At 41.7% G+C, this 14,762-nt stretch carries 12 protein-coding genes; 8 read left to right on the forward strand and 4 right to left on the reverse strand.

Annotation, left to right across the window (positions count from 1 at the left end; genetic code table 11):
* Positions 1-75: 75 nt before the first annotated feature.
* Positions 76-1,530, forward strand: a complete 1,455-nt coding sequence (katA, locus tag TY16_RS12295; RefSeq protein WP_043932219.1) for a catalase KatA — start codon at positions 76-78, stop codon at positions 1,528-1,530.
* 174 nt (positions 1,531-1,704) lie between these two features.
* Here the strand turns inward: katA and TY16_RS12300 are convergent, their stop codons facing one another.
* From TY16_RS12300 to TY16_RS12315, 4 genes are all read right to left on the reverse strand, one after another.
* Positions 1,705-2,583: a peptidylprolyl isomerase gene (locus TY16_RS12300; protein ID WP_043932220.1), complete on the reverse strand. Its 879-nt coding sequence runs from the start codon at positions 2,581-2,583 to the stop codon at positions 1,705-1,707.
* Positions 2,584-2,722: 139 nt separating this feature from the next.
* Complete coding sequence (locus TY16_RS12305) at positions 2,723-3,979, reverse strand: S1C family serine protease (protein WP_155922234.1); 1,257 nt, start codon at positions 3,977-3,979, stop codon at positions 2,723-2,725.
* Between the two features lie 339 nt (positions 3,980-4,318).
* Positions 4,319-5,755 (reverse strand): sensor histidine kinase, encoded by a 1,437-nt coding sequence (locus TY16_RS12310; RefSeq protein WP_043932222.1) that lies wholly within the window; start codon positions 5,753-5,755, stop codon positions 4,319-4,321.
* Entirely contained in the window at positions 5,745-6,452 is a 708-nt protein-coding gene (locus TY16_RS12315) for a response regulator transcription factor (protein ID WP_043932223.1), read from the reverse strand. The genes TY16_RS12310 and TY16_RS12315 overlap by 11 nt, the downstream gene beginning before the upstream one ends.
* Before the next feature lie 416 nt (positions 6,453-6,868).
* Between TY16_RS12315 and galE the strand changes: the two genes are divergently transcribed.
* The 7 genes from galE to tuaG all read left to right on the forward strand — a co-directional run bounded on the left by galE (position 6,869) and on the right by tuaG (position 14,751).
* Positions 6,869-7,909, forward strand: a complete 1,041-nt coding sequence (gene galE, locus TY16_RS12320) for a UDP-glucose 4-epimerase GalE (RefSeq protein WP_043932224.1) — start codon at positions 6,869-6,871, stop codon at positions 7,907-7,909.
* A gap of 419 nt (positions 7,910-8,328) precedes the next feature.
* Positions 8,329-8,991 carry a sugar transferase gene (locus TY16_RS12325; protein ID WP_043932225.1) on the forward strand — a complete coding sequence of 221 codons (663 nt, stop codon included), beginning with the start codon at positions 8,329-8,331 and terminating at the stop codon, positions 8,989-8,991.
* Positions 8,992-9,159: 168 nt separating this feature from the next.
* Complete coding sequence (gene tuaC, locus TY16_RS12330; protein WP_043932226.1) at positions 9,160-10,362, forward strand: teichuronic acid biosynthesis protein TuaC; 1,203 nt, start codon at positions 9,160-9,162, stop codon at positions 10,360-10,362.
* A gap of 23 nt (positions 10,363-10,385) precedes the next feature.
* The gene (gene tuaD, locus TY16_RS12335) at positions 10,386-11,723 is read left to right on the forward strand and encodes a UDP-glucose 6-dehydrogenase TuaD (protein WP_043932227.1); all 1,338 of its coding nucleotides are present in this window, start codon (positions 10,386-10,388) and stop codon (positions 11,721-11,723) included.
* Positions 11,724-11,801: 78 nt separating this feature from the next.
* Positions 11,802-13,286: a teichuronic acid biosynthesis protein TuaE gene (gene tuaE, locus TY16_RS12340; RefSeq protein ID WP_052342701.1), complete on the forward strand. Its 1,485-nt coding sequence runs from the start codon at positions 11,802-11,804 to the stop codon at positions 13,284-13,286.
* A 12-nt stretch (positions 13,287-13,298) separates the two neighbouring features.
* A complete protein-coding gene (locus TY16_RS12345) occupies positions 13,299-13,979 on the forward strand; it encodes a hypothetical protein (protein WP_043932228.1) in 681 nt (226 codons plus the stop codon).
* 13 nt (positions 13,980-13,992) lie between these two features.
* The gene (gene tuaG / locus TY16_RS12350) at positions 13,993-14,751 is read left to right on the forward strand and encodes a teichuronic acid biosynthesis protein TuaG (protein ID WP_043932229.1); all 759 of its coding nucleotides are present in this window, start codon (positions 13,993-13,995) and stop codon (positions 14,749-14,751) included.
* The last annotated feature ends 11 nt before the right edge of the window (positions 14,752-14,762 follow it).

Raw genomic sequence — 14,762 nt, forward strand, 5'->3', positions numbered from 1 at the left:
AATAATTATAAAATGATAGTTGTTTTTAATTAATATCATTTTTACTATGATTACATTTGTTAGGGAGGCTGTAAAATGGAAAACAGAAAAAACCTTACGACTAGCTGGGGTGCACCAGTTGGAGATAACCAAAACTCAATTACTGCGGCACATCGCGGACCTACTTTGATCCAGGATGTTCATTTACTTGAAAAACTGGCCCACTTTAACCGGGAACGTGTTCCTGAGCGTGTCGTGCATGCCAAGGGCGCAGGAGCGCATGGCTATTTTGAAGTAACGAAGGACGTATCCCAATTTACAAAAGCTAACTTCCTTTCCGAAGTAGGCAAACGGACTCCGATGTTTATCCGTTTCTCAACAGTGGCTGGTGAGCTCGGCTCTGCTGACACAGTACGCGATCCTCGCGGTTTCGCAGTAAAGTTCTATACCGAGGAAGGCAACTATGACCTGGTAGGCAACAATACTCCGGTATTCTTCATCCGCGATGCAATCAAGTTCCCTGATTTCATACATACACAAAAGCGGGATCCTAAGACTCACTTGAAAAATCCTAATGCAGTTTGGGATTTCTGGTCTCTCTCGCCAGAATCACTTCACCAGGTAACCATCCTAATGTCTGACCGCGGCATTCCTGCGACTTTCCGCCATATGCACGGTTTTGGCAGCCATACCTTCAAATGGGTCAATGCAAAAGGTGAAGCATTCTGGGTTAAATACCACTTCAAGACAGAACAGGGCATTGCCAATCTAGCACCTGAAACTGCAGCTGAAATTGCTGGCATAAACCCTGATTATCATATTGAAGACCTGCACAACTCAATCGAAAAAGGCGACTATCCTGCATGGACCCTATATGTTCAAATCATGCCTCTAGAGGATGCTGACACATATCGTTTCGATCCATTCGATGTTACTAAGGTTTGGTCCCAAAAGGATTATCCTCTTCAGGAAGTTGGCCGAATGGTTCTTAACAAAAATCCTGAAAACTATTTTGCCGAAGTTGAGCAGGCTACCTTCTCACCTGGCAGCTTTGTGCCTGGTATTGAAGCTTCACCTGATAAAATGCTTCAGGGGCGTTTATTTGCATACTCGGATGCACATCGCTATCGCGTAGGAGCAAATCATAACCTTCTTCCTATCAACCGTCCACGTGTGGAAGTGAACAACTATCAGCGCGACGGCCAAATGAGGTTCGACAATAATGGAGGCGGCTCCGTATACTACGAACCAAACAGCTTCAGCGGTCCCGTTGAAACACCGCAGAACAAAATTGCTCCATTCGCTGTTTCCGGTGAGGCACAATCTGTAGCTTACGACCGTAACGACCATTATACTCAAGCTGGCGACCTTTACCGGTTGATGAGCGAAGAAGAAAGAAATCGCCTTGTTGCCAACATCGTTGCTGCAATGAAGCCGGTTGAGTACGAAGAAATCAAGCTTCGTCAAATCCAGCACTTCCTGAAGGCTGATAAAGAATATGGAACCCGTGTAGCTGAAGGCCTTGGCATCCAGCTTACTGTTGAGGCATAATTTACTTTATAAAGAAAAACAAACATCCGTGGGGTTACTGCCCCACGGATGTTTGTTTTGTATACAAAGGCTAATTCTTGTACGGTAGTTCCGCTTTTTACTGCATGTGAAACAATAAATCCGGGTGGTGCCAGGTACCCCCACAAAAAAGACCACATAAGTGGCCCCTATTTTCTAGCTTAGGAATGTCTCAATTTTGTATTCTTTTTTTGCATCTTCCAGCCATGTCGGATACTCAGTTTGGAATTTCTGCTGGAAGATCTGTTCCTTTACATCTTCCTTGCTCTCTTCGTAAACTGCCTCTTTTGCAGCCTGCTTGTCGGTAACTTTAATAATATGGTAGCCATACTCGGTTTTAACTGGTTCACTTATTTGGTTAACATCCAACTTAAAGGCTACATCCTCAAATTCCGTTACCATGTCACCCTTGCCAAAAAAGCCAAGTTCCCCGCCGCTTTCCGCATTTCCCGTGTCTGTGGAATACTCCTTAGCAAGCGCAGCAAAGTCCTCTCCTTTATCAAGTTTGTCCTTCACTTCCTTGGCTGTTTTTTCGTCCTTCACAAGAATATGGCTTGCCTCCACCTGCTCTTCTGTATTAAAGCTTGCTTTATTTTCCTTAAAAAATGTTTTCATTTCGTCATCAGTAATCTTTATCTTTTCCCTCATTAGCTTGTCCGCCAATAAATAATCCCCAATATCCTGTTTCAATATTTCTTTGGAGACACCATTTTGCTCAAGCGCCGCATCCATAGCCTCGTCTCCGCCATAAGCCTCAACAAGTTTATCAAACTCAGCGTCAATTTCCTTTTGGGTAACAGCCACATTTTCCTTTTTGGCCTCAAGTTCGACAACCTTGTTATTGATCATCGTTTCAAGCATAGTGTTCCCATATGCTTGACTTAGCTTCGTATTCAGTTCATCCCTGGTGATTTTTTCACCATCAATTGTAGCAGCTGCTTTCGGTCCTGAAATTGCAGAAACGAGAACAAATACTGCAATAATAACAATTCCGCCTACTATCGTTAGTACTTTCTTGTTCATAAACTTTTTCATATATTTTCCCCCTGGATTTCACTTTATTTTTATATGTGATATTTCATCAAAACGAAGAGCTGTTTGCGTCTATGAAACAGCTCTTCCAAAGATCATTTTCGAAATTCATCCTGCATTAACAGCCTCAGTAACATCAGGATTAATGAACAATACTATCTCCAGTCAGTATCACATCTGCTGTTTCTTTTTTTCCATCACGGTAAAACGTGAGTGTTATTTTTTCGCCCGCCTCTGCATTCGAGTACAAATATTTGCGTAGCGCAGATGAATTTTCAACTTTTTCGCCATTAATTTCAACAATCACATCCTGCTGCTTTATGCCAGCTTTATCGGCACCAAATCCAGGCTGGACATATGTGACCATGGTTCCTGCTTTTACCCCATCAGGGAGATTCTCAAGATAGGAAGCATGGATTTCCTCGAGGTCAGCAAGGCTTACTCCTAGATATGGGCGTTCAACCTTCCCTTTTTCAATCAATTCATTAACAATTGGAACGACATCATTACTTGGAATGGCAAAACCTAAACCCTCAACTCCACTATTAGATATCTTTAGAGAGTTGATACCAATAACCTGGCCTGCTGTATTAATTAATGCACCACCAGAATTCCCTGGATTTATGGCTGCATCTGTTTGAATAACATCCAATTCCCATTGACCTGCTGAAGTTGATACGTCAATACTGCGGTCTATCGCACTGACAATTCCCTGGGTAACAGTCCTTGAGAGGTCCAAGCCCAGCGGATTTCCAATTGCAAATACCTCATCCCCAGGTCTTAGGGTAGATGAATCTGCAAAGTCGAGAGTTTGTGAAGCATATTTTGCATCAACTTTTATTACTGCAAGGTCGGTCAATGCATCTGCTCCGACAACTTGAGCAGTTGCCTTCTCTCCATCGAAGAAGGAGACCTCTACCTTTGTTGCATTCTCAATGACGTGGTTATTGGTCACGATGTAGGCAAAATCTCCTGATTTCTTAAAAACTACACCCGAACCTGAACCACTTTCTACACTTCCACGATTTCCAGTGAACGGGTTGCTATTTTCCTGAATATTGACAATCCCAACAATTGCCTTGGATGCTTTCTCTACCATATCTGCAATCGAACCCGCTTCTCCATTGCTAGTAGTAGCAGCCGGTACAAGATTAGCTGATGCGTTGGAGATAGACTCCGTTTCGGCTGCTTTTATCCCTTGGTCGGAACCAGAAGGATTGAAATCTGTATAGTAAACTGCCCCCAAAGTAACAGCAGACCCAATGATCCCTGCAGAAACAGTCGAAAGGAAACGTTTGAATTTACTTGGTTTCTTTTCTGTCTTCTGTTCTTGGCGTTGCTCAGGCTGATGCTGAGGTTCTGGAAGGAATGGTCCATAGTTTTTATTAAAATCATCCATCATGTATACCTCCCGCTTCTTTTTTATTTATCTTAAGGATAGACCGGAGATATGAACAAATTATTAACAAACTGAGGCAAGGCTTTTAAATTTGTAATAAGAAATGGGGATAGGAGAAATAATAGTTGCTGCGGGAATTTTGGAAAGTGAAGCAGCTCATGCCAGGTAAATTTCGACCTATCCGTGCCCAGGATATTCCTAGAAACTTACCTTTGTCTCACTTCGATGATGATTTTTGGAAGCTTCCCTTTGCGAAGCGAAATCAACAGCTAACTTCATTACATAAGTTCATTTTATAAAGCCGAAAAAAATACTGCAGGGTTTTTCCCTGCAGCAGAATCAATAACCTTTTGGCATTGGGATCACAATTGTAAATTTCGTTCCTTTTCCTTTTTGACTCTCTACACGGATGTCACCGTCATGGAGCTGCACCAGCCTTTTTACAATCGAAAGCCCGAGACCGAAAGCACCATACGGATTGTTCCTTCTCGATGTATCAGCTTTGTAAAAACGGCGCCATATTTTCTCAATTTCGGAAGCGTCAATTCCAATACCAGAATCCTCAATTTCAATAAAGCTGTAGCCTTCTTTTTCATAACCGGTAAGGCTGATCTTTCCATCTGTAGTAAACTGAATACTATTTTTGGTAATGTTAATTAAAATTTGTAGGAGCCGGTCATAATCCGCAAAAATCATAATATCCTCACTAACATTGAGCTCGATTTTATTACCGCGCTCCTCCGCCTGCATGTCGAGCTGCTCCTTGATAATTTCAAAAGCTTCTGCAAGCTGAATTTCTTCCTTATTCAATATGACCTGGTTGGAACGGATTTTCTCGTAGTCCAGGTTCTCATTAACAAGCCTGATCAACCGTTTCGTTTCTTTGCTCACCAAGTTTATGCCCTTTTCTTTTTCCTGCTCCGGTATCATATCATTCCTGAGCCCTTCAATAATCCCGCTAATTGTAGTAAGCGGAGTCCGCATTTCATGGGAGACGTCCGCCATGAATTGCCTTCGCCTGTTTTCAAGGCTGTCGATTTCCTCCATGGACTGACTAATCTTATCAACCATATGGTTAAAATCATTTGAAAGCTCTCCGATTTCATCATCGAAATGTGAAGAAGGCACATGGACACTATAATCTCCTGCGGCTACCGCAGAAGCAGCCTTTTGAATACGCTTGATGCGGATTACGTGAATTCTAGATAGTAGCCAGCTGAGAAGGAAGGAAACGCCGAGTGCAATCAAGACTGTGTACAGCAAATATTCATTGATACCGCTAATCATTTCCCTAGGACCTTTAACTGGGGAAATTAACAGAACACCACCAACGAATCCACCACTCGTAATGTAAGGTACGGTTACAATCGATACATTTTGATTATAGCGTTTCAAGTCTGACTTGATTACTACTGGACTTCCAGAACGAAGCTGTTCCCAGTCATTCTGAGTCAAAACAATTGCTGGGCCACGCCAGTCAATTGGATTCAGCAAATCAACACGATTTTCATTTACCTCAAATACACTGAATTGAATATCCCTTCCAAACAGCACCCTTGCATATTGATTGATGACCGTCTCAACTGCTCTTGGGTTTTGCCCGCTGCGCCCCAGGTCGATGAGAATATTTCGTCCGTATTCAAGCAGCTCGTCTGTTTTATTTTGAAATACAACTTTTTCAACATAACTGGTGAACAGCAGACTGAGGACGAGGAATGCTGCAATCAGTACCCCGATATGGCTGAATAACTGCTGATAAAAGTACTTAATTTTCATTTATGTCTACCGTTTCATCGAATTTATAGCCTACCCCCCATACGGTATGGAAAAAAGGCTGTGCGCTTGTGCCAACTTTTTTCCTGAGGCGTTTAATATGGACGTCGACCGTTCGTTCATCCCCATAAAACTGGTAGCCCCAAACCCTTTCAAGCAGTTGGTCTCTAGTAAAAACCTGCCTTGGATTGGTTGCCAGGAAGGATAGTAGGTCAAATTCCTTTGGTGTCAAGTTTGTTATCGTTTTTCCATCCAAATTGACTTCCCTTGTATCTTTATCAATAACAAAATGCTTTGTTGAAATGACATTCCTTGGTTCTTGCGTGCCTTCAGCCGTATTTTGATAGCGGCGGGCAACAGCTCTGATTCTGGCCATTAGTGTTAAAGGGCTGAATGGCTTCGTTACATAATCATCCGCGCCCATCTCAAGCCCCAGCACTTGATCCGATTCACTATCCTTTGCAGTAAGCATAATAATTGGCACTGAACTGTTTTCTTGCCGGATTTTCCGGCAAAGCGTCACACCATCCATGCCTGGCAACATCCAGTCGACAATCAGTAAATCCCATCCGCCCGCTTTATAGCGGTTATATCCCTCAAGCCCATTATGGACAAACTGGCCTTCTATTCCTTCCTTTAGGAAAAACATCCCGATCATTTCACATACACTTTCATTATCCTCTATGACAAGAATTCTCATAAAATCTCCTCCAAAATAAAACCCTTACTTCAAAGTTAAAACTAATTTGGCCGTGAATCAACTTGTTTGCTGTTTGTTACAGATTAATTAATTGTTTGGAAATAGTTTGTTCATTTTTCAAAAGGTGTGTTAAAACAAATTTGTTGATTTCCGCTACTGGCGTTGCAAATCAAATTTGTAAATAAACTTTCTCCTATAACACAGCTTTTCCATTAAAAATTTCTTTTATAGATTGTAGTACTATCCCTGTCTTGCCATTTATTTTACATAAAAATAACGGAGACTTAACACTATCTTGGCTGAATATTATTAAGGGAATGGTAATGTAAATATATCCTTTTATCTGAGCTTTTAATTTAATGTCACTTTGTTCCTGGCTAATGCAGAAAAACGAATATAACTTTTGGAGGTAGTGTATGGCTATTTTAGTTACCGGTGGCGCAGGATTTATTGGGTCTCATACGTGTGTGGAACTTCTAAATGCAGGTTATGACATTGTCTCAATTGATAACTTTACAAATAGCAATCCTGAGGCTTTAGAAAGAATAAGACAAATAACAGGTAAAGATTTTCCTTTTTATGAAGCTGACTTATTGGACAAGAGCACCCTTGAAACAGTATTTACCGAGAATAAGATAGAGGCTGTCATTCATTTTGCCGGACTAAAAGCTGTAGGAGAATCGGTAACGGATCCACTTCGCTATTATCATAATAATGTGGGTGGCACCTTAATCCTTTGTGATGTTATGAAAAAATTCGAGGTAAAGAAAATGGTATTCAGTTCCTCGGCAACTGTGTATGGAGTTCCTAAAGCAGTTCCTATCCCGGAAGATCTTCCCCTGGGGTCGACGAACCCGTACGGCCGATCCAAGCTATTCATTGAGGAAATCTTAAAAGATCTTTATATTTCAGATCCGGAGTGGAGCATATCCTGTCTTCGATACTTCAATCCAATCGGGGCGCATCAAAGCGGCCTTCTCGGGGAAGACCCCAATGGAATTCCAAATAACCTGATGCCATATATCACCCAGGTAGCAGCCGGGAAATTAAGAGAGCTGAAGGTTTTTGGATCTGATTATCCAACAAAAGATGGTACGGGTGTAAGAGATTATATCCATGTTGTTGACTTGGCCCTTGGACATTTAAAAGCATTAGAAAAAGTACAATCAGAAACAGGATTCAATGCATACAACTTGGGCACCGGAAAAGGTTATAGTGTCCTCGAGGTGATCCGGGCTTTTGAGAAAGCAACCGGAAAAACGATCCGTTATAAAATAACCGAACGCAGGCCAGGTGATATTGCCGAATGCTTTGCTAATCCAGAGAAAGCGAAAAATGAGCTTGGGTGGTACGCCGCAAAAGAAATTGAAGAAATGTGTACGGATTCATGGAGATGGCAGTTGAATAATCTTAATGGTTATGTAAAAAGCAACCCTGTTGAGAAGCAGCCGGTTTAGAAAAAGTCTAACTACATGACGAAAAAGAACATCGGAGCCTAATTCCGGTGTTTTTTTTCGTCAAGGGGTGTTTTCGATTCCGAATGACCGCCCTGTCACCAAGTTGCACACCTTTAAACATTAATGATGAAAAAGAAATGGTTTACTTATTTATTTCTTCAAAGTACCAATCAGAAAGGTTACCTTTATGACAAAAATGTAACACTTTGTGATTGGTCAGTCCCCTTTTCCTTCTATTATATATCCTCCACTTTTCCTTTCTTAAATTTACACAGGCGTAAAAAAGCTTACAAGAAATCAAATTTTTAGAAAAATCTTAACAATCCTTACAAAGTATTAGTAAAGACTCAATATCTTCTTCACGAATTAGGGCTAAACTCTATATGTCAGTTACAAAATGTGGCTTGGGTGGTGTGTTTGTGAGTACAGAAAAGGCCTACAATTTCTATCACGATTATGCAAGAGTCAAAGAAATCTCCAATCTATCACTTTCAAGAGATGCATATCAATACCTCTATTTAAAGAGAATTATTGATATTGTAATTGGTGGCTTCGGCATTGTGCTGTCTCTTCCCGTCATCTTATTTTTTGCTCTGCTAATCATTTTGGAGACCCCTGGTTCTCCTTTCTATTTTCAGGAGAGAGTTGGCCAGAATGGCAGAACCTTTAAAATCATTAAACTCAGGTCGATGAGAATGGATGCAGAAAAGCAAGGTGCTAGATGGGCGGCGAAATGCGATCCCCGTGTTACCAGGGTGGGTGCATTTATTCGAAAAACACGGATTGATGAACTGCCGCAACTGCTATTGGTTTTAAAGGGAGACATGTCAATTGTTGGGCCAAGACCTGAACGGCCCGTTTTTGTAAAGAAGTTCAATCAGGAGATTGCAGGATTTGAAAAACGCCTGCTCGTTAAACCAGGACTGACAGGGCTTGCCCAGGTAAACGGCGGCTATGATATTACACCTGAAGAAAAGCTTCAATATGATTTGGAGTACATTCAGAAACTAGCGTTCAAGTTTGAAATGAAAATTATGATGAAGACATTCAAGATTCTTTTTACTGGTGAGGGAGCGCGTTGATTTCGAACGCAAGTAGAACTAAAAGCAAAAATGAACCAATAGCAAGCAAATCAATCGTGGTGTGAAATGGATTGAACATTTCCACTATCTTGATAAGTACTACTCCTTTACAAATGTTATCCGCAGTTTATCTCATTAGTCATGAAGCGGACAGGAGGCCGGCCAACTATGAAGGTTTTATGGATAACAAGTGTATATCCAAGCCCCGAACAGCCCGGGAGCGGAGTTTTTCATGAAACACAAGTACAGGCGCTCGCCAGGCTAGGTATTGAAGTTACTGTCATCTGCCCGGTACCAAGAAACCCGGTGGTAATCCGTTATATGAAAAAAAAGTACCGGGTCTTGGATAACATGCCACTCAGGTATGTACGTAAAGGTATTACAGTTTATCGGCCTCCTTATACGGCATTTCCGGGGCAGCTTAGGTGGGTTCAGCCTGACCAAAGAATAGCTGCCGTTGTATTAAAGACGATAATCGAATTCAACATCGAGTCCGACTTGATTCATGCACACTTTGCCATGCCCTCTGGAGGAGCTGCTAGGCTTGTCGCTCAAGCAACAAGCCTTCCCTGGCTATTAACCTTGCATGGCAGTGATGTAAATGTCTATCCACACTATAGCAATAGTGCGATGAAAGCATTTCTCCAGTCTGTCAAAGGAGCAACCCATGTCGTGTCAGTGGGCAGAAATTTGCAAGTAACAGCGAAAGCAATGAGCGGAAGAGATAGCTCCTTTCTTCCAATCGGGGTTGATTTATCCCGCTTTAAAGAACCAAAGCAATTTAAGCTGGAAATTCGTAAGCAGCTGGCACTTCCGCTTGATAAAAAACTTGTCTTATTTATCGGGAGATTAACAGAGACAAAGGGAGTTTTCGAACTTGCCAAGGCGCTTGAGGAACTGCCAGCAGAGGTTGCTGCTGTCTATGTCGGGGATGGGCCAGCTTATGGAAAGTTAAAATCGCATCCGGAATTAAATAAACGGCTATTCCTAATCGGACAGGTAGAAAATGAAAGGGTAAAAGATTACTTGGCTGCCAGCGATATATTCGTACTTCCCTCCTACCGGGAAGGCATGCCAACGGTTGTGATAGAGGCACTTGCCTTAAAGGTGCCAGTTATTTGTACCAGAGTTGGCGATGTCCCGGAGTTGTTTGGGGAGCATGGCCAGCTTTTAATTGAACCCCAATCCGTTGAAGACCTTGTCGCGGGAATTCAGGAGTATCTGTATGGAAACGTAAACCTTAAAAAGATTGGGTATGAGCTGCGTTCCCGTGTACAAGAACACTATGATGCCAGAAAGAATGCTGATGAACTCGTTGCGTTGTATCAAAAAGTACTTAAAGGAGACCAACTTTTGAGCAAGAGTAAATAAATGTACAAAAGGGGACGATCATTGTGAAGAAGATAACGGTAATCGGGACTGGATATGTGGGCCTTGTATCTGGAACTTGTTTTGCAGAGGCAGGCAATCACGTGACATGCGCTGACATAAATCAAAGCAAAATATCGAGCCTCTTACAAGGGATTATGCCCATATATGAGCCAGGATTAGAGGAGCTCGTGGAGAGAAACGTGGAAAAAAAGCAACTTGATTTCACTACGGATATTGAACAGGCGATCAGACAGGCTGAAGTAATTTTTATTGCGGTCGGTACCCCGATGTCAGCAAATGGAGAAGCAGATTTGACTTATGTCAAACAGGTTGCAGAAACCATCGGCAAAAATCTGAATAGCTATAAGGTGGTTGTCACGAAAAGTACTGTACCAGTTGGGACAGGCAAGCTTGTAGAGACGATTATCCGAAGCCATGCTCCTAAGAACCAACAGTTTGATATTGCATCAAACCCCGAATTCTTGCGTGAAGGAACAGCTATTAAAGACTGCATGAATATGGATCGTGCCGTGATTGGCACTACAAGCGAAAAAGCCTATGAAATCCTGGCTGAGCTTCATAAGCCGTTTACATCAACGATAGTTAAGGCCACGGTAGAAAGTGCAGAGCTAATAAAATATGCAGCAAATGCCTTTTTGGCGACAAAGATATCATTTATTAACGACATTGCCAACATATGTGAGCGTGTGGGCGCCGATGTATGCAAAGTATCCGAAGGAATTGGACTGGACAAAAGGATTGGCAATAAGTTTTTACAGGCTGGGGTTGGATTTGGAGGCTCTTGTTTTCCAAAGGATACAGCAGCCCTTTTGCATATAGCAAGTGATTGCGGATATGATTTTCAGCTGATTAAAGCGGTCATGGAAACAAACGAACATCAGAGGAACCAGGTTGTAGAAAAGCTGATCGATTCCTTAGGATCTTTAAAAGGAAAAACCATCAGTGTTCTTGGTCTTGCCTTTAAGCCTAATACGGATGATGTCCGATATTCCCCTGCGCTCGATATTATCCCACAGTTGAAAAAACTTGGCTCCTATGTAAAAGCTTTCGATCCAATTGCAATCGATGAGGCGAAAAAACATCTTGGGAATCAGTGTGATTATTCAACAGATATGTATGAAACGTTAAAATATGCAGATGCATGTGTGATCCTTACTGACTGGACGGAAGTGAAACAGCTTGATTTAACCAAGGCAAAGCGCCTTTTGAAACGGCCTATTATGATTGATGGACGGAATATATTTGATCTCGGCCTTATGCATAAGCTTGGGTATACTTACATTTCAACAGGACGCCCTGCAGTATATAGCGAAAACACGCTTGTGTCCCATGTAATTTAACAGGGAAGTGAACACTCCCCCGGATGGGGAATAGTAGGGTGGCCATTTAGAGCCTTGGTAAAAAGGAGAAGGGAAAGTATGGAGAGAAAAATCAACATTAAACATGCAACAATAACATCCGCTTTCCTATTTATTGGCCTGATGACAATCTGTTACTTCGCCGGTGTGATGGGTCAATTTCTAGCCTTTTCTGGAGTTTGGGCTTTATTAATCCTGGCGGCATTTATAAAACCGAATGTAAGCTTCAGGCAACTATCTGTTGCCACTATGTATCTGCTTGTAGCTTCTACTTTTCTCAACCAATCGTTTCTAAGCATCGAAGTTGGTTTCTTTACTTTATTTCTTTACAGGCTGCTTCTAATTGCTGCCGTGTGCATTTTCCTGGTTCATATTGCGCGGGACCGGATGCTGCCTCGCTATTGGAGTGAAGTGCAGGTTAAAGGCGTAATGTTATTTCTCTTGTTTTGGCTCGCATACGCCTGCGTATCATTGCTTTGGGCAAAATCGGTGATAGATGGAATAAAATACATATTTCTTCTTGGTATTGGAATCTTGTTTGTGTTCTTGGCAGTTTTTACGTTTAAAAGTCTTACAAAGCTGTGGATGGTGTATACCCTTTGGATGCTGATGAGCATTCCATTGATGATCGTCGGCCTGATGAATCATTTTCTTCACAGACAGTTGCCCTCCTCCACCCTATACGGAGGACCAGAATACAAGCTGGGATATCCAACATCGGTATTTTATAACCAAAATGATTTTGCCACTTTTTTAACCATCTCATTTTTCTTTTATCTAGTTGCTGCTAAGAACTGTGCAAATGGTACATTAAAAACGATCATGACACTGCTTGCCCTTCTTTCCGGTTATCTTATTTATTTAACTGAATCAAGGGCCAGCCTACTTGCCCTGTTTGCCGGGCTTTCACTTTATCTCTTTTTATACCTGCCTAAGGTTCTGAAGAAGTTAGCAATATATCTTGCTGCAGCTGCAGTAGTTGTCGTGGCATTTCTAATGTTTAGCCAGTTTGAAAAACTTTTCAGCCTCTTGTTCCAGTCTTCAGGCTATCAACCGAAATACGAGGCACTGGCCTCCAATGTATCACGTATAAATCTATTGAAAAATACATTGCATTACCTGGGAGATTCACTCGGCTTTGGTGTCGGCGCAGGCAATATCTCATACTATTTGAAAAACAACCCTCTCTTTCATACTAATTATGTCGTGGAAGTCCATAACTGGTTGGCGGAAATACTAGGGAACTTTGGAATCATCGTGTTTTTAGGTTATGTCCTAATGTATGGCTATCTCTTTTTTAGCCTTTACAAGCTATATGGATCGGGAGAAGGAAAAGTTAAAGTTCTTCTTGAAGCCTGCCTGCTGGCTATGGCGGCTTTCCTCGTTTCCAGCATTAGCCCAAGTACAATGATTAACCTTTATTTCCATTGGGTCTTTCTGGGCTTTGTTATTTCGGTTGTTTCTGTTATGAAATCTTTACCCGCTCGGGAATTATCCTTCTCACCAGGAAATAAAGAATCTTCCCTATCCAAAATAATAGTTTAAGGAGCCGTTGGCATGGAACTTGTCGCTGCTAGATTGATTGAAAGAACGAAGAAGTATTTCATTTTACTAATTGTTTTCCCTGTTTTCCTTGGTGCCCTCGGCTGGTTTCTTCCAGTTGGTTCATCTGAATCTGATATACCTGCTCATGCCGAAATCTCTTTAGGAAGCTATGAAAATCCCAATTTAAACAAAACAAAGCAAGTGATTGTTTTATTATCTAATTTACCTTTTTACAAAGAAAATCTTCCTGATATCTACGAAGAATATAAGGAAGATATTCTTAACGATTTGAGTGTGACACCTGTGTCTGAAACAAATATCAGGATTTCCTTTAAGAATCACTCCCAAGAGGATTCCATTCAGGTAGTCAACAAAATCGCGGAGGCGTTTTTAAAACTTGATCAATCCCACTATGAACAAAAACAGGACATTATGAAAAAGTCGATTGATCAATTGAGAAATGAAACTGTCGGGCCAGACGCCAAGGTTGATCAACAGCGCTTTTTATATGAACTGCAATCAGCACACCTTACGATGAAGCCAGCTGTGCTTCTAAAAGCAGCTGACCAACAAGAAATCGGAGCAAACGCAGTTTCATCAAAAGCTCGTGCTGTACTGGGAGTGTTGATAGGGTTGACCCTAGCCTTATTATGGATAGTTATACCGGAACTTGTTCGTGAGCAAAAACAGTAGGAGGTTGACAAAGGTGAATAAGAAGCTGCCTCTTGTTTCAATTATTACACCCTCATATAATGCCAGCGAGTTTATAGGAGAAACGATTGAATCTGTGCAAAACCAAACCTTTAGAGACTGGGAAATGATTATTGTTGATGATTGCTCGACCGACGAAACATTTCTGCAGCTAAAAAAGTATGCACAGGCTGACGAGAGGATACGGGTAATCTCCCTAAGTGAAAACGGTGGTGCTGCAGTTGCCAGAAATACTGCGATTGGACTAGCAGCAGGAAGGTACATCGCTTTTTTGGATAGCGATGATAGATGGAAGCCGGAAAAACTTGAGAAACAGCTGCAATTTATGCAGCAACATCATCATGCATTTACTTTCACAGCGTACGAAATGATTAATTCAGATGGAAAACCTGTAAATAAGCACGTATTGGCTCCAGAACAAATTTCTTATGATCATTTGCTAAAAAACACCATTGTCGGAACGCTAACTGTCATGATTGACAAGCATCAAACCGGGGCATTCAAAATGCCGAATATAAGGACAAGACAGGATCTTGCCACATGGCTGTCTATCCTGAAAAAAGGGTTTACTGCTTATGGCTTAAATGAAATCCTTGCTGAATACCGAGTCGGGAATTCGTCGATCTCAAAAAACAAATGGAAAGCCGCGAAGATGAACTGGTTCGTCTATCGCAAGGTAGAAAAGCTAAATGTAGTAAAGGCATTCTGGTGCTTCTCGCATTATGCCTTTAATGCGGTAGTAAAAAGAATTTAAGGGGTGGAGCA

Source organism: Bacillus sp. EB01, from assembly GCF_000613125.1.
Taxonomy (GTDB): domain Bacteria; phylum Bacillota; class Bacilli; order Bacillales; family Cytobacillaceae; genus Bacillus_D.